This is a genomic window from Corallococcus silvisoli (assembly GCF_009909145.1).
Classification (GTDB): Bacteria; Myxococcota; Myxococcia; order Myxococcales; family Myxococcaceae; genus Corallococcus; species Corallococcus silvisoli.
On record NZ_JAAAPJ010000003.1, the window covers coordinates 81,055 to 100,592 of the forward strand.

19 protein-coding genes are annotated in these 19,538 nt (G+C 72.0%); 9 read left to right on the forward strand and 10 right to left on the reverse strand.

The window, feature by feature from the left end; translation table 11 throughout:
• Nucleotides 1-137 precede the first annotated feature (137 nt).
• Nucleotides 138-692 carry a G/U mismatch-specific DNA glycosylase gene (gene mug, locus GTY96_RS06915; RefSeq protein WP_201755909.1) on the forward strand — a complete coding sequence of 185 codons (555 nt, stop codon included), beginning with the start codon at nt 138-140 and terminating at the stop codon, nt 690-692.
• On the opposite strand, the gene GTY96_RS06920 is transcribed toward mug, so the two are convergent.
• Nucleotides 693-1,526, reverse strand: a complete 834-nt coding sequence (locus tag GTY96_RS06920; RefSeq protein ID WP_161664235.1) for a 3'(2'),5'-bisphosphate nucleotidase CysQ family protein — start codon at nt 1,524-1,526, stop codon at nt 693-695. It abuts the gene before it with no gap.
• 210 nt (nt 1,527-1,736) lie between these two features.
• Between GTY96_RS06920 and GTY96_RS06925 the strand changes: the two genes are divergently transcribed.
• The 3 genes from GTY96_RS06925 to GTY96_RS06935 all read left to right on the forward strand — a co-directional run bounded on the left by GTY96_RS06925 (nt 1,737) and on the right by GTY96_RS06935 (nt 3,264).
• Nucleotides 1,737-2,240 (forward strand): DUF3592 domain-containing protein, encoded by a 504-nt coding sequence (locus tag GTY96_RS06925; RefSeq protein WP_161664236.1) that lies wholly within the window; start codon nt 1,737-1,739, stop codon nt 2,238-2,240.
• Between the two features lie 25 nt (nt 2,241-2,265).
• The gene (locus GTY96_RS06930; protein WP_143899312.1) at nt 2,266-2,694 is read left to right on the forward strand and encodes a tetratricopeptide repeat protein; all 429 of its coding nucleotides are present in this window, start codon (nt 2,266-2,268) and stop codon (nt 2,692-2,694) included.
• Between the two features lie 81 nt (nt 2,695-2,775).
• Nucleotides 2,776-3,264 (forward strand): GNAT family N-acetyltransferase, encoded by a 489-nt coding sequence (locus GTY96_RS06935; protein WP_143899313.1) that lies wholly within the window; start codon nt 2,776-2,778, stop codon nt 3,262-3,264.
• Here the strand turns inward: GTY96_RS06935 and GTY96_RS06940 are convergent.
• The 5 genes from GTY96_RS06940 to GTY96_RS06960 all read right to left on the reverse strand — a co-directional run bounded on the left by GTY96_RS06940 (nt 3,259) and on the right by GTY96_RS06960 (nt 9,537).
• Nucleotides 3,259-4,416 (reverse strand): hypothetical protein, encoded by a 1,158-nt coding sequence (locus GTY96_RS06940; RefSeq protein WP_161664237.1) that lies wholly within the window; start codon nt 4,414-4,416, stop codon nt 3,259-3,261. The genes GTY96_RS06935 and GTY96_RS06940 overlap by 6 nt on opposite strands.
• Nucleotides 4,417-4,601: 185 nt before the next feature.
• A complete protein-coding gene (locus GTY96_RS06945) occupies nt 4,602-6,284 on the reverse strand; it encodes a glutamine--tRNA ligase/YqeY domain fusion protein (protein ID WP_143899315.1) in 1,683 nt (560 codons plus the stop codon).
• 87 nt (nt 6,285-6,371) lie between these two features.
• A complete protein-coding gene (locus GTY96_RS06950; protein WP_143899316.1) occupies nt 6,372-7,508 on the reverse strand; it encodes a glycosyltransferase in 1,137 nt (378 codons plus the stop codon).
• Between the two features lie 53 nt (nt 7,509-7,561).
• Complete coding sequence (locus GTY96_RS06955; protein ID WP_161664238.1) at nt 7,562-8,728, reverse strand: GNAT family N-acetyltransferase; 1,167 nt, start codon at nt 8,726-8,728, stop codon at nt 7,562-7,564.
• Nucleotides 8,728-9,537 carry a glycosyltransferase family 2 protein gene (locus tag GTY96_RS06960; RefSeq protein WP_161664239.1) on the reverse strand — a complete coding sequence of 270 codons (810 nt, stop codon included), beginning with the start codon at nt 9,535-9,537 and terminating at the stop codon, nt 8,728-8,730. Before GTY96_RS06960 ends, GTY96_RS06955 begins: the two co-directional genes overlap by 1 nt.
• Before the next feature lie 136 nt (nt 9,538-9,673).
• On the opposite strand from GTY96_RS06960, the gene GTY96_RS06965 reads away from it, so the two are divergent.
• Nucleotides 9,674-10,573 carry an alpha/beta hydrolase gene (locus GTY96_RS06965; RefSeq protein WP_328700790.1) on the forward strand — a complete coding sequence of 300 codons (900 nt, stop codon included), beginning with the start codon at nt 9,674-9,676 and terminating at the stop codon, nt 10,571-10,573.
• 31 nt (nt 10,574-10,604) lie between these two features.
• Here GTY96_RS06965 and GTY96_RS06970 read toward each other — a convergent pair whose 3' ends face one another.
• Complete coding sequence (locus tag GTY96_RS06970) at nt 10,605-11,375, reverse strand: arginyltransferase (RefSeq protein ID WP_161664240.1); 771 nt, start codon at nt 11,373-11,375, stop codon at nt 10,605-10,607.
• Nucleotides 11,376-11,551: 176 nt separating this feature from the next.
• Between GTY96_RS06970 and GTY96_RS06975 the strand changes: the two genes are divergently transcribed.
• The 3 genes from GTY96_RS06975 to GTY96_RS06985 all read left to right on the forward strand — a co-directional run bounded on the left by GTY96_RS06975 (nt 11,552) and on the right by GTY96_RS06985 (nt 14,278).
• Nucleotides 11,552-11,722 (forward strand): hypothetical protein, encoded by a 171-nt coding sequence (locus tag GTY96_RS06975; protein ID WP_161664241.1) that lies wholly within the window; start codon nt 11,552-11,554, stop codon nt 11,720-11,722.
• 229 nt (nt 11,723-11,951) lie between these two features.
• Nucleotides 11,952-12,812, forward strand: coding sequence for a glycosyltransferase family 2 protein (locus GTY96_RS06980; protein ID WP_143899320.1), 861 nt, complete (start codon nt 11,952-11,954; stop codon nt 12,810-12,812).
• Nucleotides 12,813-12,826: 14 nt separating this feature from the next.
• Nucleotides 12,827-14,278 carry a type III PLP-dependent enzyme domain-containing protein gene (locus GTY96_RS06985; RefSeq protein ID WP_161664242.1) on the forward strand — a complete coding sequence of 484 codons (1,452 nt, stop codon included), beginning with the start codon at nt 12,827-12,829 and terminating at the stop codon, nt 14,276-14,278.
• On the opposite strand, the gene GTY96_RS06990 is transcribed toward GTY96_RS06985, so the two are convergent.
• On the reverse strand, nt 14,279-15,598 hold the full coding sequence (locus GTY96_RS06990; protein WP_186001811.1) for a carboxylate--amine ligase: 1,320 nt from the start codon (nt 15,596-15,598) through the stop codon (nt 14,279-14,281). It abuts the gene before it with no gap.
• A 302-nt stretch (nt 15,599-15,900) separates the two neighbouring features.
• Nucleotides 15,901-16,719: a methylase gene (locus GTY96_RS06995; protein WP_143899322.1), complete on the reverse strand. Its 819-nt coding sequence runs from the start codon at nt 16,717-16,719 to the stop codon at nt 15,901-15,903.
• Nucleotides 16,720-16,909: 190 nt separating this feature from the next.
• Between GTY96_RS06995 and GTY96_RS07000 the strand changes: the two genes are divergently transcribed.
• Nucleotides 16,910-17,941, forward strand: coding sequence for a hypothetical protein (locus GTY96_RS07000; protein ID WP_161664243.1), 1,032 nt, complete (start codon nt 16,910-16,912; stop codon nt 17,939-17,941).
• On the opposite strand, the gene GTY96_RS07005 is transcribed toward GTY96_RS07000, so the two are convergent.
• Complete coding sequence (locus GTY96_RS07005; RefSeq protein WP_161664244.1) at nt 17,893-19,488, reverse strand: MBL fold metallo-hydrolase; 1,596 nt, start codon at nt 19,486-19,488, stop codon at nt 17,893-17,895. The genes GTY96_RS07000 and GTY96_RS07005 overlap by 49 nt on opposite strands.
• Nucleotides 19,489-19,538: the final 50 nt, after the last annotated feature.

Below are 19,538 nucleotides of genomic sequence, written 5' to 3' on the forward strand. Positions count from 1 at the left end.
GGCACTCTGCCCACGGAAAGGGGGCGCTGTCGCCGGGAAAGGCGCCCGGCCCCTCCCCTGCCCGGGCCACGTCCAGGCGCGTGCACGTGCGGGCCCGCATCCAGCCCGCTAGGTTCCACCCCTTGCAAGCCCACGCGATGAAGCTCCACCGCCCCACGAAGGACGAACTGTTCGCGGCCGCCGGCCGCACCGTGCCGGACCTGCTGGCCCCGGGCCTGCGGGTGCTCTTCTGCGGCATCAACCCCAGCCTCTACTCGGCGGTGGTGGGCATGCACTTCGCGAGGCCCGGCAACCGCTTCTGGCCTTCGCTGCATGCGTCGGGGTTCACGCCGCGGCGCCTGCTGCCGTCCGAACAGGGGGAGCTGCTGGCGCTCGGGCTGGGCATCACCAACGTGGTGGACCGGGCCACCGCGAGCGCGGACCAGTTGGACGCGGCGGACTACGCGCAGGGGGCGAAGTCGCTGGCGCGCAAGGTGGAGCGCTGCCGTCCGGCGTTCCTCGCGGTGCTGGGGCTGGGCGCGTACCGCACGGCCTTCGCGCGGCCGAAGGCGAGGTTCGGGCCGCAGGAGGAGACGCTGGGCGACACGCGGCTGTGGGTGCTGCCCAATCCGAGCGGCCTCAACGCCAGCTACCAGCTCCCGGACCTCGCGCGGCTGTATGGCGAGCTGCGCCGCGCGGCGGAGCCCCGCTGACTACTTCAGCAGGCCGGCCTCGCGGGCCACCTGCGCCGCGACGGGCAGCACCCGGTCGAAGGCGGCGGCGTTGCATGCGAGCAGGCCCCGGCGGTTCTGGAGCTCGGAGCCGTCATACAGGTACGGCGCTCCGGCCAGGTCCGTGAGCACGCCTCCCGCGGAGCGGATGACGGCCTCCGGCGCGCAGTTGTCCCAGCGGTAGCTCTTGTCGCTGACGTGCACGTAGAGGTCGCAGCGGGCCTCGGCCAGCAGGCCGCACTTGAGCCCCACGGAGCCGGACTCCGTCTCCTTCGTGATGCCCAGCCGCTGCACCACCGCGTCCGTCGTCTTCGAGCGGTGCGAGCGCGACACGACGAGCCGGAGCGCCGCCGGATCCGCCACGTCGGACACGCGCAACACGCGCCGGCCCTGGGGGTCCTCCACATGGCCCTGCTCGCCCACGATGCCCGAATAGAGGACGTCACCCACCGCGCGGTAGACGACACCCACCGCCGCGCGCCCCTCCACCGCGAGGCCGATGTGGATGGCGAACTCGCCGTTGCGGTTCACGAACTCCTGCGTGCCGTCGAGCGGATCCACGTACCAGCAGCGCTCGAAGCGCTTCGCGTCGGAGGCGTCCTCGTTCTCCTCCGCCACCACGCCGTCCGCCGGGAAGGCCTTGCGCAGCTCGCCCACGATGAAGGCGTTGGCGCGCTCGTCGGCCACGGTGACGGGCCCGGCGCCGCCCGCCTTGTCCGTGACGGAGAAGTCGGTGGCGTAGACCTGGAGGAGGATGTCACCGGCCTGACGCGCGATGCGCCGGGCCACTTCGAGTTCATGGGCGAGTGCGGGCATGGAGGGCGGCCAGTCTGCCCGCTCGGCGCTGCTTTGGAAACCAACGGTAGGGGATGGATTGGGGCGGATTGCCCCTCGCGGGGAAAAATGCCCCGTGGGGGCGTGCATCGGTTCCGAGGGAAGGCGTGCTGGCCCGGTGGCTGCAATCCCTGGGGGTTTGCGACTTCAGCGCTGGCGGCGGGACGGCCGGGCGCGGCAAGGACTCGAGCGATGATGAAGTGGCTGATGGGACTGGCCCTGCTGGGCATCGGCGTGGCGCTGGCGTTCGCGGGTGGGCGGATGGTGTACCGCTCGAAGGTGAGCAAGGACTGGCCCACGGTGCAGGGCACGGTGCTGAGCTCCCGCGTGGAGACGCTGCGCAGCAAGCGCGCGGTGAGCTTCCGGCCGGAGGTGAGCTACCGCTACGAGGTGAACGGCATCCCGTACACGTCCGACACGGTGGCCTTCGACGGCAACGGCTCCGGCGGGCTCGCGGACGCGCAGGCGGTGTCGCGCCACTACCCCACGGGGGCCCCGGTGACGCTGCACTACGAGCCGGAGGATCCCTCCGTCGCGTGCATCGAGTGCGGCAGCACGGGCTTCGTGAACTACCTGGTGACGCTGGGCGGCGCGGTGTTCGCCCTGGTGGCCGCGTGGGGGCTGGTGGAGATGGCGCGCACGGGCCTGCGCGATGGCAAGCGCCAGGCGCCCCCGATGCGCGCGAAGGCCCGGTAGGCGGAAGGCGTCCCCGCGTCGCATCATGCGGCGCATGGACCCGGAGAATCCCGTCGTGAAGCTGTGCGGCCAGGGCATTCAGGCGGAGCTGGCGCGGCGGGATGACGAGGCCCGCGACTGCTTCCAGCGTGCGTGGGACGTGGCCTCCGACGACTACGAGGCCTGCATCGCGGCGCATTACCTCGCGCGGCACCAGCCTACGCCCGAGGACACGCGGCACTGGAACCAGGTGTCGCTCGACCGGGCGCTCGCCGTGGATGACGCGCGCGTGCGCCCCTTCTTCGCCTCGCTGCACCTCAACCTGGGCCGGTGCGCCGAGGACCAGGGAGACCTGCCCCTGGCCCGCGCCCACTATCAGCAGGCCCTCGACGCCCTCCCCCAGGTCTCCGAGGGCCCCTACCGGAGCGTCGTCGAGCACGGCATCGGCGCGGCGCTCGCCCGCGTGGCCCGCTGAGCATTTCCCACCGGAAGGCTTCGACAGACGCGGCCCGCGATGCCCATCCTGGAGCCGACACCCGCGCCTCCTGGAGAACGCATGCCCGTCATCATCCGCCCCGCGAAGGACTCGGACGCGCCCGCGCTCGGCCGCATGGGCGCGGCGCTCGCGCACCAGCACCATGGCTTCGACGCCCAGCGCTTCATGGTCCCCGACGACGTGGAGGCCGGCTACCGCTGGTGGCTGGGCAAGGAGGCCCGCCGCCCCCAGGAGGCCGTGGTGCTCGTCGCGGAGCTGGACGGCGACGTCGTGGGTTACTGCTACGGACGGCTGGAGGGCGTGGACTGGAACATGCTCCTCGACAAGCACGGCGCCCTGCACGACATCTGGGTGGAGGCGAAGGCCCGGGGCACCGGCACCGGCCGGCTGCTCGCGGAGGCCATGGTCCAGCGGCTCACCGACATGGGCGCCCCGCGCGTCGTGCTCTCCACCGCCGCGAAGAATGAATCCGCGCGGCGGCTCTTCGAACGGCTGGGCTGGCGCCCCACCATGGTGGAGATGACCCGCGAGGCGCCCCCTCGCTCATAGCCGGCCGTGCGGCATCCGGCCGTGCTGGAACGCCTCCACCTGCGAGGGCGTGAAGGGCGCCTGGTACAGCCCCCGGTCCTGCTGCCGCGAACGGAACAGGTCCACGACCAGGTTCATCCGGTCGCTCAAGGCCCCCCAGTCCCGCGCCGCGCTGCCGGCCGTGTCGTCCGGCGTCCGGTCCAGCCGCTTCATCAGCCGCAGCAGCTCCGGGTGCTCCAGCCGCAGCAGGTCCCTGGGGAAGTCCGCCGAGGGCGTCAGCGCCGGGATGTCCTCGCCCAACCGCAGCGTCCGGTCCGGCAGCTCCAACGTCATCAGCTCCCGCGTCATCAGCTCGCGCCAGCAGCGCTCCAGCTGCTCCGCCAGCGGCGTGAAGGCCGCGAGCAACCACGGCTCCGGCAGCCCGGACGCCCTCGTGCGGAACAGCTCCAGCAGGTTCACCAGGAACAGCGCCTTCAACGGCGCCCCGAGCGCCCCGACGATGGGCCCCTGCAGCCGCGTCTGCTCGTGGTAGCCCACCAGCGCGTTGGCCAGGAACACCCGCTCCGCGCGGTCCTTGGGGCGCGCCACGCGCAGCGCGTCCTGGTACGCGCGCGCCGCCTGGATGAGCAGGTCCTGCCCCCCGGGCTCCAGCGGCCCCGGCTTCAGCCGCGACACCACGCGCGCCAGCGCGGCGGGCCCCGTCCCCCCGGGGCCGGTGAAGTGCTCCAGCATCGCCACGTAGAGCGGCCCCAGGTCCTCGAACACGATGAGGTTGCCGATGGCGACCTGCTTCGCCATCCCGTCCACCACCGGCTCCATCACCCGCGACAGCACGGCGCTCACGGCCGACGGCAATCCCCACGAAACCAACAGCCGCGCCTGCGTCACGCCGAGCGTGCGCATCAGGTCCTCCGCGCGAGCCAGCAGGTTGCGCTCCAGCGCGGACACCATGTCCTTGCGGATGAACGTCCCCGCCGTCTTCGACGCCCAGGTGGCGAAGCCACACCACGACACGTCCACGTCCCCCAGCACAGCGGTGAAGGCGAGCTTCAGCACGTGGTACGCCTGGGTGATGTGGAGGTTGCGCAGGGCGGCATCCTGCATCCGGACAATCGCCTCCACCTCGGCGTACGTCGGCGGAAGCCAGGGGCGCGGCAGCGGCTGGGGCACCATGACGGGACGGCCTCCGGAGGCAGGGGCGAAGTGCCCACGCCAGCCTGAACGACCGGCCCCGCCCCCCGCCATCACCCCACGGGGCGGGGCGGGAGCGGCATCACCGACACCGGCTCGAGAAGCGACGAAGCCCCGGGCGGACAGGCCCGGGGCTTCATTCAACAGCGGGGCCTGGAAGCAGCGCCCTACTTCTTCTGCTCCTTCACCCACGAGTCCTTCAGCGTCACCGTGCGGTTGAAGACCGGCGCGCCCGGCTTGGAGTCCAGCGAGTCCGCGCAGAAGTACCCCAGGCGCTCGAACTGGAAGCGGTCCCCCGGGTTCGCGGCGGCCAGCCCCGGCTCCACGCGCGCGTCGGCCACGACCTCCAGGCTGTTCGGGTTGAGGAACGCCTTGAAGTCCTTCTCCTTGTCGCGGTCCGGCTGCTCCACCGAGAAGAGCCGGTCGTACAGCCGCACCTGCGCGACGGGCGCGTTGCCCGGCACCCAGTGCAGCGTGCCCTTCACCTTGCGGCCATCCGGCGAGTCCCCGCCGCGCGTCGCGGGGTCATAGGTGCAGCGCAGCTCCGTGATGTTGCCCGCCGCGTCCTTGATGACCTGCTCGCACTTGATGAAGTACGCCGCGCGCAGGCGCACCTCCTTGCCCGGCGCCAGGCGGAAGAAGCCCTTCTGCGGCACCTCCTGGAAGTCCTCCGCCTCGATGTAGAGCTCACGGCCGAAGGGCACCTTGCGCGTGCCCAGCTCCGGCTTCTGCGGATGGTTGGCGACCTCCAGCTCCTCCGTCTGCCCCTCCGGGTAGTTCTCCAGCACGACCTTGAGCGGGCGCAGGACGGCCATCGCGCGCGGCGCCGTCTCGTTGAGGTCGTCCCGGATGCTCAGCTCCAGCACGCCCATGTCGATGAGGCTGTCGGACTTGCTCACGCCGATGCGCCTGGCGAAGTCGCGCAGCGACGCGGGCGTGTAGCCCCGGCGGCGCAGGCCGCTGATGGTCAGCATGCGCGGATCATCCCAGCCGGACACCAGCCGCTCCGTCACCAGCTGGAGCAGCTTGCGCTTGCTCATCACCGTGTACGTGAGGTTCAGCCGGGCGAACTCGTACTGGTAGGGCCGGTCGCCCTTGATGAGCGCGTCGACGATCCAGTCGTACAGCACGCGGCGGTTCTCGAACTCCAGCGTGCACACCGAATGCGTGATGCCTTCGATGGCGTCCGACAGGCAGTGCGCGAAGTCGTAGAGCGGGTAGATGCGCCACGTGTCGCCCGTGCGGTGGTGGTGCGCGTGCCGGATGCGGTAGATGGGCGGATCGCGCAGCACGGGGTTCGACGACGCCATGTCGATCTTCGCGCGCAGCGTGTGCTTGCCGTCGGGGAACTCGCCCGCCTTCATCCGGCGGAACAGGTCCAGGTTCTCCTCCACCGTGCGCGTGCGGTACGGGCTGTCCCGCCCCGGGGTGGTGAAGTCACCGCGGTACTGGCTGATCTCCTCCGGCGACAGGCTGCACACGTAGGCCTGGCCCTGGGAGATGAGCTGCTCCGCGAAGGCGTAGAGCCGGTCGAAGTAGTCGGACGCGAAGAAGCGCCGGTCGTCCCAGTCGAACCCGAGCCAGCGCACGTCGCGCTGGATGGACTCCACGTAGTCCGTGTCCTCGGTGAGCGGGTTGGTGTCGTCGAGGCGCAGGTTGCACTTGCCGCCATACTGCTGCGCCAGGCCGAAGTTCAGCGCGATGGACTTGGCGTGACCGATGTGGAGGTAGCCGTTGGGCTCGGGCGGGAAGCGGGTGTGCACGCGTCCGCCGTGCTTTCCCGTCCGCCGGTCTTCCTCAACGACTTCCTGGAGGAAGTTGAGGCCCTGCGTCTCATTCGTCGTCGTCATGATGGGTGCGAATCCTCGTGAAGCCGGACAGGGGGGGCAAGGTTTTCCTGACCCCATCGCCTGTCCTCCCGTCTGGGGCGGACCGCCTCAGACCTCCGCCAGCAGCGACTCCCAGGCCTTGAGGGCCCGCTCGGCGGAGAGCTCCTCCGCCCGCGCCAGGGCCCGCTGGCGCAGCTGCGCCCGCCAGTCCCCGTCCGTCACCACCCGGCCCAGGGCCTCCGCCATGGCCCCGTCGTTCTCCATGGGCACCAGCACGCCCGCCCGGCCCCCGTCCAGGGCCTCCGCAGGGCCCGAGGGGCAGTCCGTGCTGACGATGGGGCACCCCAGCGCCAGCGCCTCCAACAGCACCATGGGCAGCCCCTCGAAGCGGGACGACAAGGCGAAGGCCGTGGCCCGGCGCATCAGCGCATGCGGGTTGTCGGCATACCCAGGCATGAACACCGAAGCCCCCACGCCCAGTTCCTCCACCAGCGCCTTCAGGTCCGCCTCCAGCGACCCCACCCCCAGGATGAGCAGGTGGGTGTCGGAGCCAGCCGCCCGCATCCGGGCGTGCGCGCGGATGAGCACGTCGAAGGACTTCTGCGGCTCCAGCCGTCCCACCGCGATGACCACCGGCTTCTGGAACACCGGCTCCGCCCAGGCAGGCAGGGGCGCGTCCGACGCGGCGCGGATCCGCTCCGCGTCCACGAAGTTGGGGATGACCTCCAGCCGCTCCCGGTCCACGTTCACCAGCTCCGCGAAGGCCTTCGCGGAGTCGTAGCCACACGCCACGATGCGGTCCATCCCCGGGTAGAGCACCTTCAAGCCCCAGAGCTGGCGCCGCGGCTGCTCCCGGTGGAAGGCCCCCCAATCGAAGTGGACCATCCCCAACACCGGCTTGCCCAGCAGGGCCCCCGCCATCCGCGCCAGCAGGGCCGCCCGGCCCTCCTGTCCGGAGACGATGATGTCCGCCTTGCGCGCCTCGTGGAACAGCCGCCAGAGCATCCGGGGCAGCTCCCAGCGCCGGTACGCCTCCACCCCCACGCCCCAGGAGATGGGCACGTCCGAGGGGATCCGCCCGCGCGTGTCCGGCGGCGGCGGCCCGTGGTGGAAGAACAGCGAGGGTTCGAACCGCTCCCGGTCCAGGCCCGCCAGCACGTTGCACACCGAGCGCTCGATGCCGCCCGTCCCCATGAAGACGAGCGTGAACAGCACTCGCCGCCGCTCAGGGACCGAGGCCGTCATGTCTCGCCGCGCCTGCAGGTCCAATGTCTGGGATTCCCGGTAAGAAATGATTTTTATTCTCCCGCCCGGCGCGCGAGCGTCCGACGGGCCCATCCCTGGAGTTGCTCGTTGCTCAATAGCTCACGCACCTTGCGATAGGTAGCGAAGGCCGCGCGCCCCCGCCACTCTGGAGACAGTTGCAGGGCGTCGTGTTTCTGGATCTCCTGGGGCCCCCAGCGCAGCTTCGACACGTCCCTCCCCGAGGAGAGGTGCGCCACCTTCAGCCCCTGCTGGATGGCGTACTGGAGCGCCTCCGCCACGGTGGTGGTCATCACGCTGTAGTCCCCCCAGCGCGGCAGATAACCGGAATAGTAGAGATAAAGTGTGTCACCGCGGACAAAGCCGACTCGGCTGGCAACCACGGCGCCGCCAATACACAGTTGAAACACCCGCACGGCGTCCTGGCGCGCGAGCTGCTGGCAGAGGTCCGTGAGGAAACCCCGGGCCTGCTCCGAACCGAACACGTCGCGGTGCCGCACGCCCGCGTCCTCCGCCTCCGCGCGGGCCTGGTGCAGGCGGAAGAAGTCGGGCAGCGCCCCGGCGACCTCCTGGGGCGTCCGCGCGACCTGGAAGGTGAAGGACAGCCCGTCGCGCTTGAGCGAGTTGTAGCACTTGCGCAGCGACTCCTTGATGTTGCGCGAGCGCCCCGCCTTGAACGCCTCCCAGGTCGGGGCCAGCGGCAACACATACGCGGGCACCTCGCGCAGCGGCGTGAGCGGCGCCATGCGGGACAGCTCCCCCATGGCGGGCCCCTGCAGGTCCATGCCGCACCAGAGGATCCAATCCCATTCGGACGCGTGCGCGCGCAGATGCCGGGTGAGGGCCGCGTAGGCGGGGGCCTCCCATTCCGGCGCGCAGATGAGCCCGCGCAGCTCCGTGACGTTGGGGTCCGCGCCCAGGAACTGGAGCACGCGCGCGCGCACGGGGCCGGACCCCGGGCGCTCCGTGCGCATGAGCGGAGCCACCGCCCGGAGCGTCCCGTCCGCGCTCCTCACCGCGAGCACGAAGAGGTGGTCGCGCACGCTGTGGCGCTGCTCCTGGAAGTGGCGCCACCAGGTGATGTTCCACTCCCAGGTGGCGAAGGGCAGCCCCTGCCCCACCCGCTCCGCCAGCGCCCGCCACTCCGGGCCCAGCGCGTGGAACCCCTCCACCGTGTCCACCTGTTGGACGAAGAGGCGCATCAGAGCCACCGCAGGACGGTACGGGTGGCGAGCTTGAGCGCGGTGTGCTCCACCGCGCCCCACTCCCGCCGGTAGCGTTCGTGGATGAGCCGGTAGGCGCTCATGGCCTTGCTGGCGTCGCGCTCGTTGTGCATCAGCGAGGGCGCGCCGGTCCGGTACTCCAGCACCGCGCGGTCCAGGAACACGGCGCCCGCGCGGCGGATGGCGCGCAGGTAGAAGTCCACGTCCTCCACCAGCGGCAGCCGCGTGTCGTAGCCGCCCAGCTCGGGCAACAGCTCCCGGCGGATGAGGCACGCGGAGTTCACCAGCACCGTGGGCCGGAACAGCATGTTCGCCACCATCCAGCGCCGCGACCCCAGCCGCTGCGCGACGCGGGCCCTGCGCGCCGCGTCCTCGAAGTACGCCGTCTGCCGGGCCAGCACCGCGGGGTCGTCCCCGAAGGGCTCCACCCGTCCGAAGGCCACGCCCCGCTCCGGGCGCGCGTCGAGCGCCCGCGCGAGCGCCTGGTAGGCGCCCGGGGCCACGCGGTCGTCGTCGTCCAGGAAGTGCAGGTAGCGGCCGGTGGCGCCGGGCCAGCCCTCGTTGCGCACCGTGGCGGGGTTGCCGCCGGTGGGCACGTCGCGCTTCACGTACCGCACGCGCGCGTCCCCCAGCGCGAGGACCGCCTCTCGCGCGGAGCCCTCCGGGCTGTCGTCCAGCACCTGGACCTCCACGCGCACGCCGTCCTGCGACAGCGCGCTCCGCACCGCCTCCACCACGAGCGCGGGACGGCGGAAGGTGGGCACCACCACGGAGACATCGGGCGTCATGTCAGCACCTCCAGCCACGGCACCCCCGGTGCGCCATGTGGGGCGGGACTCGGCCTTCACTGCTTGGTGAATCAACAACCCGGGGGGGACTGCTGCCGGGAACCGGACGCTGGGTATAGGCTCACAATCCATCCTCGTGAAGAAACCCATCCGTCCCCCTCCCCTCCGGCTTCTCGCGTTCGCCCTGCTGGGGGCGCTCGCGGTGGTGGCCGTCATCGCGTTGCGCAACGTCCGCACCGCGCGCGCCGTGATGCACCCCGTGCGCCAGTCGCTGAGGCCGCTCGACGCCGGGATGCTCGCGGAGCGCACGGACGTGGCGCTGCGCACGCGCGATGGCTTGACGCTGCGCGGCTGGTACCTGCCTTCGCGCAACCGCGCGGCGGTGGCGGTGATGCACGGCTTCGCGGAGAACCGCACGCAGATGCTCTTCGAAGCGGACGTGCTCTCTCGCGCGGGCTACGGCGTGCTGCTCTTCGACTCGCGCGGCCACGGCGAGAGCGAGGGCGACCTGGTGACCTGGGGCGACCGCGAGCGCGAGGACCTGCGCGCGGCGGTGGATTTCCTCTCGCACCGCGACGACGTGGACCCCTCCCGGCTGGGCGTGCTGGGCTTCTCCATGGGCGGCACCACCGCGATGCTGGGGGCGCTGGACGACCCACGGCTCAAGGCGGTGGCCGCCGCGGGCGCGTACCCGTCGCTGGAGGCGGACACGCGCTACAGCTACGGCAAGTGGGGCCCGCTGAGCGTGCAGCCGGTGCTGTGGACCCTGCGCCTGTCCGGCGTGGACGTGGACGCGGTGGACCCCATGAAGCGCCTGTGTGATTTGAAGGGCCGGCCGCTGCTGTTGATCAACGGCGACGTGGATCCGTACGCGCCCGCGTTCCTCCAGGACGCACTGTTCCAGGCCGCGTGCGAACCCAAGTCGTACTGGGTGGTGCCCGGCGCGCACCACGGCGAGTACGCGAAGAAGGCCCCGGAGGCGTACGCGCACCACCTGCGCGACTTCTTCGACGCGGCGCTGCTCGGCGGCGCCTGACGGCCCCTGCGTCCGACCGCGTCAGGACGTGTCAGGACGCGCCCGACGGCTCCGGCGGTGCTTCGGGCGCGGCACGCCATTCCGGCGGCGCGTCCAGCGCGGGCCGGCCCTCCAGCAGCTCGTGAGGACGGAAGCCGGCCTTGTAGCGCAAGGAGTCGCACGCCAGCACGCGGTAGCCCAGGTAGACGTATGGGATGCCCCGCTCGCGCGCCAGCTCCACCTGGAACAGGACGCTCGCCTTGCCCAGCGACAGCCGCGCGTAGGCGGGGTCGTAGAAGAAGTACACCGCGCTCCACGCGCGCGGCGTCTCGTCGCACAGGCCCAGGCCCACGAGCTTCGGGCCGGCCGGGTCGCTGTCGTCGTACCAGGCCACCTCGCGCGCGGACGGGTGCGGGAAGGCGAACTGGAGCGAGTACTCCCGCGCGCCCAGCTCGGACGCATCCCAGTCGCGCGCCGTCTCCCGCTCCGCGTGCCACGCGCGGTACAGGGCCAGGCGCTCCTCGTCCACGCGCGGCGGCCCCACCTCCACGCGCAGGTGCGCGCACGCCGCGCGGGCCCGGCGCTGGCTGCGGTTGGGCGTGAAGCCCGCCACCGGCACGCGCAGCGACACGCACTCCTGGCACGCCGCGCACGCGGGCCGGAAGTACTGCGGCCCGAACCGCCTCCAGCCGCGCACGAGCAGGTGCTCGTACTCCTGGGCCGTCACGTCGCGCATCAACAGCGTCTCCAGGGACGCCTCCCGCTCCGGCAGGTAGCTGCACGGACGCGGGTTCTCGATTTCATGTGCCAGCAGGACGGCCATCGGTGTTCCCTTCCTGTCGGCCCCAGGGCTTCGCGTCAAGCCATGCCTGCCCGTCCGGCGACCCACCCTCCGTCGAAACCGACCCGGATGGCCGGGCCTGTTCGTATCCGAAGGTGGCACAACGACTGCAAGCCCTGGCTCGTCGCCGTAGCGCTTGCGCGAAGGGATGGACGCCCATGGCCCGCGAGGAGCTGCACCCCGGATGGCCGCTGATGGAACCCGAGGAGGCGGACGGCCCCCTCTACAGCGGCGCGTTCCTCGACGAGGACGGCCCGGCCCCCTGCTCCGCCGCAGGGGACGTGGCGGAGGAACCCCACACGTTCGACTTCGCCATCGCCAGCTTCTGAAGCACCGCGGGCGGCCGGCCACGGTGTGGCAAGTCTGTCGCGCCTGCCCTGTAAACCGTGCCGTTCTTGCAGTCGACGGAGCGCGTCCGCTTCCTCGAGCAGCGGGCGGGTGAAGCCGGACACAGGGGGGACCTGGGGCGGAATGCCCCCGTGGCGAAATGCCCCGGACACGGGGTGTCGCGGGCTGGCTTCTCAGTCGTGGGGCGCCACCGGTATAAGTCCGGGGCATATGTCCTCAATCGATGTCTCGGTGGTGATGCCGACGTACAAGCGCGAGAAGGAAGTGGTGGAGGCCATCCACTCCGCGCTGCGTCAGGAAGGCGTCCAGGTGGAGGTGCTGGTCCTGGACGACTCGGCCGAGGGCACGGCGCGCGACGCGGTGCAGGGCATGGGCGACGCGCGCGTGCGCTACTTCAAGCAGGAGGTGCCGTCGAAGGGCCGGCCCGCGCTGGTGCGCAACCACGGCGCCACGCTGGCCCGGGGCCGCTACCTGCACTTCCTGGACGACGACGACCTGCTGGCGGAGGGCGCGCTCAAGTCGATGGTCACGGCGCTGGACGCGCGGCCGGACGCGGGCGTGGCGGTGGGCTGGGTGGTGCCCTTCAGCGAGGACCCCGAGTGGCTGGAGGACAAGAGCACCTACTTCGAGCGGGTCGCGAAGGTGGGGGCCACCACGCCCAACAGCGCCTGGACGGTGGCGCACATCCTGTTCCTGGGCACGCTGTACGTGAACTCCGCGTGCATGGTGCGCCGCGAGTACTTCCAGCCGCTGGGCGGGTTCGATCCGAACATCCCCGTCTACGAGGACGTGGACTTCTACCTGCGCGGCATCCGCCGCTACGGCCACGTCTACGTCAACCGGCCCATCCTCAACTACCGCGTGGGCAAGCCGTCGCTGATGCACGACCTGGGCAAGAAGGGCGAGAAGGTGGAGAAGTCCGTGGCGGAGTCCAACGCCATCATCCACAACAAGTACCGGCGCGAACACGGTGAGCTGGAGTACCGCCTGCTCCAGCTGGCCACGCGCGCGCTGAAGGGCCGCTTCGGCCTGACGCGCTTCCTCCCCCTCAAGCTGCCTGACGCTTCCTGAAAGGGCCCCACCCCGTGAGCCTGCGCCGTCGTCTCGTTGGAACCGCCAAGCGGCAGCTGAAGCAGACCCTGGGGCCCGTGGTGCAACGCGCGATGGCCCCCGCGCGCGCCTCCCTCCCCCCGGGGACGTGGGAGCTGGAGTCGCGCGCCGGCCAGGGGCTGTTCCTGGAGGGCGTGTCGCTGTCGAAGCTGGCGCGGGAGCACGGCTCGCCGCTGCACGTGGTGCACCTGGCCGCGCTGCACCGCAACGCGGACGCGTTCCAGGCGGTGCCCCCGGGGGCGGCCGGCGGCTGCGAGGTGTACTACTCGTACAAGACGAACCCCGTGCCGGGCGTGCTGTCCGCGCTGCACGCGCGGGGCGTGGGCGCGGAGGTGATCTCCGCCTACGAGCTGTGGCTCGCGCTCAAGCTGGGCGTGGCGCCGGAGCGCATCGTCTACAACGGCCCGGTGAAGTCGGACGCGTCCATCCGCGAGTCCATCACCCGGGGCATCGGCCTGCTGGCGGCCAACCACCGCGAGGAGCTGGACGTGTTCGCGCGCCACGCGGCGGAGCTGGGCAAGCGCCCCCGCGTCGCGGTGCGCGTGACGACCGCCTCCGGCTGGACGTCGCAGTTCGGCACGCCCATCGCGGGAGGACAGGCGCTCGCGGCGTACCGCCAGGCGCTGGCGGCGGGGACGCTGGACGTCGTGGGCCTGCACGCGCACCGGGGTGAGCTCATCCGCACGGAGGCGGAGCTGGAGGCCTTCGTCGCCTCCGTGCTGGACTTCGCGGACGAGCTGCACCGGGAGCTGGGGCTGGACCTGGAGGTGCTGGACCTGGGCGGCAGCCTCTGCACGCCGACGGTGGAGCACATCGAGCAGCGGGACTGGCGGCTCAACCTCACCTTCCAGCGCGACCTGCCCGCGCCGGACTTCGCGGCGGCGCTCTCCATCGAGCGGTACGTGGCCAAGGTGGTGGCCCAGGTGGAGTCGCACTACGCGAAGCAGGGCCGCAAGCGGCCGCGCATCTTCCTGGAGCCGGGCCGGGCGATGACGGGCAACACCCAGCTGCTGCTGGGCCGCGTGCACGCGATCAAGGAGGGCGGCGAGCGGATGTGGGCGGTGCTCGACATGGGCATCAACCACGCGGAGTGCGTGCGCAACGAATACCACCAGCTCTTCCACGTGGAGCGGCCGGACGCGCCGGCGCACCGGGCGTACACGGTGGTGGGCCCCATCTGCACCCCGGCCGACACGCTGTACCACGCGGTGCGGCTGCCGGAGCTGAAGGTGGGTGACACGCTGGCCATCATGGACGCGGGCGCGTACTTCGTGCCCTTCGGCACCTCCTTCTCCTTTCCGCAACCGGCCATCGTGGGCCTGGAGGGCGGGCAGGTGCGCCTGCTGCGCCGGGCGGAGACGCACGAGGACCTGATCACCTTCGACGACCCGGGCTCCGCGGCCCCGCGCACGGCCGCCGCCGGCTAGCTAGCGGTTGAGGACCATCATCCGCAGGAAGGCGCGGGGGTGGCGCGCGGCCCCGTAGGAGATGGTGGCCAGCTCCACCGCCGCGGGCATCATGTCGTCCCGGTCGATGAGCGGATCCACCGCCTTCGCCTTGTGGAGGTTGAACCACTCCCGCCACTGCCGGGCCTCGTGCGCCGGCAGCGCGCCGGACAGCCGCTGGAGGTTGAGCAGCATCTCCAGCGCGATGCGGTTGCAGAACACCGCGTCGTCATGCGCGGAGCAGGCCTCGCGCGCGTCCTCCACGGCGCGGGTGAGCGCGTCCCGGTCCCCCGTGGCGGCGTGGTACGCGAGCAGCGGCAGGGGCAGCCCCCGCGCGATGTCGAAGCCCATCTGCCCGTAGAAGCGCGGGTTGAAGTCGATCAGGAGGTAGGAGTCCTTCGTCTGGATGAACTCCACCTCGAAGACGCCGTGGTAGCCCAGCCGCTTGCACAGCCGGGTGAGGCCCGCGACGAGGTCCGGGCGCAGCGGCGCGGACTCGAAGCAGACGCCCACGCCCAGGCGGCGCGGACGCTGGAGGACCTTCATCGCGGCGCGGGCTTCGAACAGCTCACCGGATTCGTCCACGAAGCCGGAGAGGCTGTAGATGCCCTCCGCGGCCTCCGGGTGGAACTCCTGCACCATGGGGTTCACCACGGCGGGGTCGAACTTCACGAGCATGGGCGCGTAGGTGTCTCGCGCGAACTCGCGGTACTCGCGCGCCAGGTCGTCCGGGGACGCCACCGGCTGGCCCTTGCGGTGGGTGGCGTGGAGGATCTGCGTCGTGGGCTTGAGCAGCACCGGGAAGTTCGCCTCGCGGCGCACCTGCTCCAGGTCCTCCTCGGACTGGGGGAACCAGGTGCGCGGCAGGTGCAGCCCCACCTCCGTGCCCACCTCGTAGAGGCGGCGCTTGTTGAGCAGGCCGTACACCGCGTCCACGCCCGGGTCGTAGAGGTGGAAGAGGTCCTCCAGCTTGGAGCGGTGCGCGGAGATGAGCCACGCCAGCTCGTCGCTCGTCGGGTAGAGCACGTGCTTGACGGGTTCGCGCAGGCCGAAGTCCACCAGCCACTGGAGGAAGGCCTCCGGCTGCGACTCCGGCGGACACTGCACCCGGCGACTGACGAAGCGTGAGTAGCTCGCGGGCCCCAAGCGGCCGGTGTCCGCCACCGTCACGTCCACCCCATGACGGCCCAGACACCGCGCCGCGGCCAGGGTGCCGTAGAAGTTGGCGGAGAACAGCAACGCGGGGGGACGGGCCGCGATGACGGCCGCGGGGGCCTCATCGGAGTAAGCGGCCTCTTCCATCTCATGCTCCAGGTTCGCGGGGTCGGCCTCGCGGCGGGGCCGCGCGGAAGGACGACGGGAATGGCGGTCGGGGCGCTGCGCGAGGCGGCCTCCCCCGAGATCAGGGGTGGACGGGCCGGCGACCGAGGTGCTGGCCATCAGCCCCGCGGCGAGAAGCGTCAGAAGGTGCCTGTTCATGTCGAGCCGTCTGAGTCCGGAGGGTCGGGACCCCACCGGAAACCCAATTCCCGGCAGGATACCTTTTCCCGCTGCGCTTGCGACGGTCTCCCCAGACGATTGCGCGCCCAGGGGCGGGGCTGACTTCAGGGGGCGATCCCCCCGGGAGGCCGCCAGCACAGGCCGCCCCGGGGCAGCAGCCAGGCGTCGGGCGTGACACCCGGCGTCGTGCGCGCCAGCCGGAGGACGGATTCGGCGAACGCCTCCGGTGGCGCGGAATGGCCGGCGGCGCGCGCCGCCTTCCATGCCGCATCCCAGGCCTGGAAGAAGGCGTGGATCGGCTCGCCGGGGCGGACGCGGCGGCGCAGGTCCCGGGGCAGCCAGTCGCGAAGAAGCAGCGGCGCGAAGCCCCGGGAGAAGTCGGTGTGAAACAGCAGGCCCTCGCGCACGGGCGCGTCGTCCCCGGCCACCCGACGCAGCAGGTGGGCCACCAGCACCGCCCCCTCCGTGTCGGAGCTCCCCTCCACCAGCAGTCCCCCGGGCAGCAGCGCCCGCGCCATCGCGCGGTGGGCCTCTGGGATGCGCTCCTGCGGGCCCTGGCGCAGCAGGTTCATGGCGCGCACCAGCCGCGCGGGTTCATCCGGGGCCAGGGGCAGCGCGAAGCCGCCCTCGCGGAAGTGCGTGCGGGGAGCCGCGTGGGCGCGCGCGGCCGCGGCGGCGCGCTCGGGGTCCAGCTCCACGCCGACGACGGGCAGGCCCGGGTTGAGCGCGCGGAAGGCCACGGCGCTCTCCAGCGTGGTCCAGGGATGCTCGCCGAAGCCCACGTCCACGAAGGCGGCCCGGGCCCAGGCGTCGTCGTTCCGGGAGAGGAGCTCGGACTCGAAGTGGCACAGGTACGCATCCAGCGCGCGCAGGCGTCCGGGAGCCGTCCGTCCCCGCGTGCGGATGTCCAGGTCGGCGTCCATCGCTCCGACATGGGGGAGCGGGGCCTGGAACGTCAAGGCCGGAAGCGGCATGACACGCTGGAGCAAGGGACCCTCGGCCTTTCACCGCCGGCCCCAGGGAGCAGGCGCCTGCCTTCACCCAGCACGGCCCCCCTGCTCCATCTCAGGTGATTTTCGTCGCGCTCGCGGTGCTCCTAGAATCTGGCTTTCCGTGAGCGCTCCGTCCGCCCGCTGCCCCCGCTGTAGCGCGCCCCGAACCACCGGGCCCGAGTGCCCGGCCTGCGGCGTCATCTACCTGCGCGCGGAGGCACGCGCGGCCGCCCAGCAGGCCGAGGCCCGCGACCGCGAGGCCCGCGACGCGGCCCTGCGCGAGGCGGAGGACCAACGGCTCGCGCTGCGCGAGGCGCTGGAGGCCCACGCGGTTCCCTCGTTCGTGCCGCCCCACGTGGAGGCGATGCCGGCGCCCGCGACGCCGGAGCTCCCCTTCGACGACCGCGACGGCGCCGAAGCGCGGTTCGAGGCGTGGCTGCGAGTGGGCGTCCTGCCCGCGGCGCTCGTCGTCGCCCTCCTCGCGGTCCGTTCGCCTGGCTTCCACGCGTTGCTGCGCATCTTCCTCACGATGCCGGTGCACGAGCTGGGGCACGCCGTCACGGCGTGGTTCTGCGGCTTCAGCGCCACGCCCACGCTCTGGGTGACGCACATGTCCGAGGACCGGTCGGTCTTCATGATCCTCGTGATGGCGGCCCTGTCCTGCGCGCTGGCGTGGCGGGGTTGGAAGCGCCGCCACTGGAGCTGGGTGGGCGTGGGCGGGGTGCTGCTCGGGTTCCAGGCGGTGTGCACGTTCGGGCTCACCCACGCCCAGGCCAAGGCCCTCACCTTCTTTGGCGGAGACGCGGGCCTGATGGTGCTGGGCACGCTGCTGATGGCGACGTTCTACGTGCCCGAGCGCCACTACCTGCGCCAGCAGGCGCTGCGCTGGGGCTTCGTCGTCATCGGCGCGGCGGCGTTCATGGACGGCTTCGAGCAGTGGTGGGGGGCACGCACCGACGCGGACCGCATCCCCTTCGGCCGCATCGAGGGCGTGGGCCTGAGCGACCCGAGCACCCTGGTGGACCTCTACGGCTGGAACGTGAGCCGCGTCATCCACTGGAACGTGAACGTGGGCCTCGCCTGCCTCGCCGCCCTGGGCTCGCTCTACCTGGCCGCCCTCTGGCGCGCGCGCGACGTGCTGCGAGGCGGCTGAAGCGCGGGCTCGCGCCAGTCGCCGAAGGGCCACTCGAAGCCCGGCGTGCGGGACACCTCCGGCTTCCGCTTCCCGCGCCAGCGCAGCGCCTCGCCGGGGCGCAGCAGGAGCGCCTCCGGTCCTTCGCCCCGCTCCTCGCGCACCTGGGCCAGCCGCTCCGGATACGGATCCGCGTCCGGATTCTCATCCATGGCGCTGGCGCCCGCGACGGGCTCGCCCGGATAGCCGGCGTAGCGGGGGCCCATGCCCTCGCGCCAGTACCAGGGGGCGCCGCCATCCGCGCAGGGCACGACATAGCGAGCGCCCAGCAGCTGTCCGTAGCGCAGCGCCTCCTCCGGTCCCGCCATCAGCCGCTGCGGCGTGGTGAGGGCGTCGCGGGGCACGTTGACGAGGAACGCATCCAACGTCGTGAAGCCGAAGAAGATGGGCGGCAGCCGGAAGCCGCGCACGCCGCAGAAGAGCACGTCCACCGGGCCCTGCTGCTTGCGCACCCGGCGGCACACCGCGTCCATGTCCCCTCGCACGTCATGGCCGGCGTCCGCGAAGAAGGCCGCGGAGAAGTCCGGCGAGCGCACCAGCCACGTGTTGCCCTCGTTGAAGAGGTCCGGGTGGGGCCCCTCGCCGTCCGTGGGCTGCTCGCCGTGGAACGGCAGCGCGTGCACCGTCACGTCGCCCACCTGCCGCTGCTCGCCCCAGCGCAGGGCCTCCACGCGCGAGAACCCCAGTTGGGCCAGCCGCAGCGCGCAGTCCGTGGAGAAGAGGCTCTCTCGCGCCACCGCCGGCACGAAGATGCGGGTGTCGCGCGGCAGGGGCAGCAAAGAGCCCAGGTGGAAGTGGTCCCCGTGTGAGTGGGTGATGACCACCGCGTCCACCCGCCCCAGGTCCCCTGCCTGCAACGGCGCGTAGCCGGGCAGGTCCACGTCGCCCGCGGGACGGAAGTAGGGATCCACCAGCACGCGCCCCTCCCTGCCCGAGACCAGCACCGTGTTGTGTCCCACGAAGAGGGCGCCCGGCGCGGGCACCCGCACCGGCCCCGCGTGACGCGTGAGCCATCCGGCCTGCGACAGGTCGCCGAGCAGCTCGCCCACCACCGGCGCGGAGGCCAGGACCCGGAGCTCCTCGCGCGTGGCGCCCCGGGCGAGCGCGGCGAACAGGTCCGCCACCGCCGGCCAGTCCTTCGCGCGCACCGGCACATCCAGGCCCAGCGACTCCTGGCGCAGGTGCAGGACGCGCGGACGGTGGCGCAGCGGATCCGGGAAGAGGACGTCCTCGCGCAGCACGCGCCGCCCCATGCGCCGCTTCGTGCCCTGGCAGAGCGCGGCGTAGCGGGGCGTCTGCTCCAGCCAGCGGATCAGCGCCTGGGCCTCGCGCAGCGCGCCCTCCCGCCCGAGCGCGGCGATGTGGCGCTTCAGCGGCAGTTGCGCGCGGCGCACCGGACGCGCGGTGGGCCCCTGGATGCTGCATCCCAGGTCCTCGTGATGGTCGGCCTCCGTGCGGGCGGAGGCGAGGACGGCCAGGCTGACGCCGCGGTGCAGGGTGAGTCGCATGCGGTGCGACGTCGCACGGAGCACCGGCCTTCGCAAGGGGACTCCACGGG

Bases quoted from the DNA above. Each gene is read 5' to 3' on its own strand.
- mug (WP_201755909.1), top strand. From the start codon at position 138: ATGAAGCTCCACCGCCCCACGAAGGACGAACTGTTCGCGGCCGCCGGC.
- GTY96_RS06920 (WP_161664235.1), bottom strand. From the start codon at position 1,526: ATGCCCGCACTCGCCCATGAACTCGAAGTGGCCCGGCGCATCGCGCGT.
- GTY96_RS06925 (WP_161664236.1), top strand. From the start codon at position 1,737: ATGATGAAGTGGCTGATGGGACTGGCCCTGCTGGGCATCGGCGTGGCG.
- GTY96_RS06930 (WP_143899312.1), top strand. From the start codon at position 2,266: ATGCGGCGCATGGACCCGGAGAATCCCGTCGTGAAGCTGTGCGGCCAG.
- GTY96_RS06935 (WP_143899313.1), top strand. From the start codon at position 2,776: ATGCCCGTCATCATCCGCCCCGCGAAGGACTCGGACGCGCCCGCGCTC.
- GTY96_RS06940 (WP_161664237.1), bottom strand. From the start codon at position 4,416: ATGGTGCCCCAGCCGCTGCCGCGCCCCTGGCTTCCGCCGACGTACGCC.
- GTY96_RS06945 (WP_143899315.1), bottom strand. From the start codon at position 6,284: ATGACGACGACGAATGAGACGCAGGGCCTCAACTTCCTCCAGGAAGTC.
- GTY96_RS06950 (WP_143899316.1), bottom strand. From the start codon at position 7,508: ATGACGGCCTCGGTCCCTGAGCGGCGGCGAGTGCTGTTCACGCTCGTC.
- GTY96_RS06955 (WP_161664238.1), bottom strand. From the start codon at position 8,728: ATGCGCCTCTTCGTCCAACAGGTGGACACGGTGGAGGGGTTCCACGCG.
- GTY96_RS06960 (WP_161664239.1), bottom strand. From the start codon at position 9,537: ATGACGCCCGATGTCTCCGTGGTGGTGCCCACCTTCCGCCGTCCCGCG.
- GTY96_RS06970 (WP_161664240.1), bottom strand. From the start codon at position 11,375: ATGGCCGTCCTGCTGGCACATGAAATCGAGAACCCGCGTCCGTGCAGC.
- GTY96_RS06975 (WP_161664241.1), top strand. From the start codon at position 11,552: ATGGCCCGCGAGGAGCTGCACCCCGGATGGCCGCTGATGGAACCCGAG.
- GTY96_RS06980 (WP_143899320.1), top strand. From the start codon at position 11,952: ATGTCCTCAATCGATGTCTCGGTGGTGATGCCGACGTACAAGCGCGAG.
- GTY96_RS06990 (WP_186001811.1), bottom strand. From the start codon at position 15,598: ATGGAAGAGGCCGCTTACTCCGATGAGGCCCCCGCGGCCGTCATCGCG.
- GTY96_RS06995 (WP_143899322.1), bottom strand. From the start codon at position 16,719: ATGGACGCCGACCTGGACATCCGCACGCGGGGACGGACGGCTCCCGGA.
- GTY96_RS07005 (WP_161664244.1), bottom strand. From the start codon at position 19,488: ATGCGACTCACCCTGCACCGCGGCGTCAGCCTGGCCGTCCTCGCCTCC.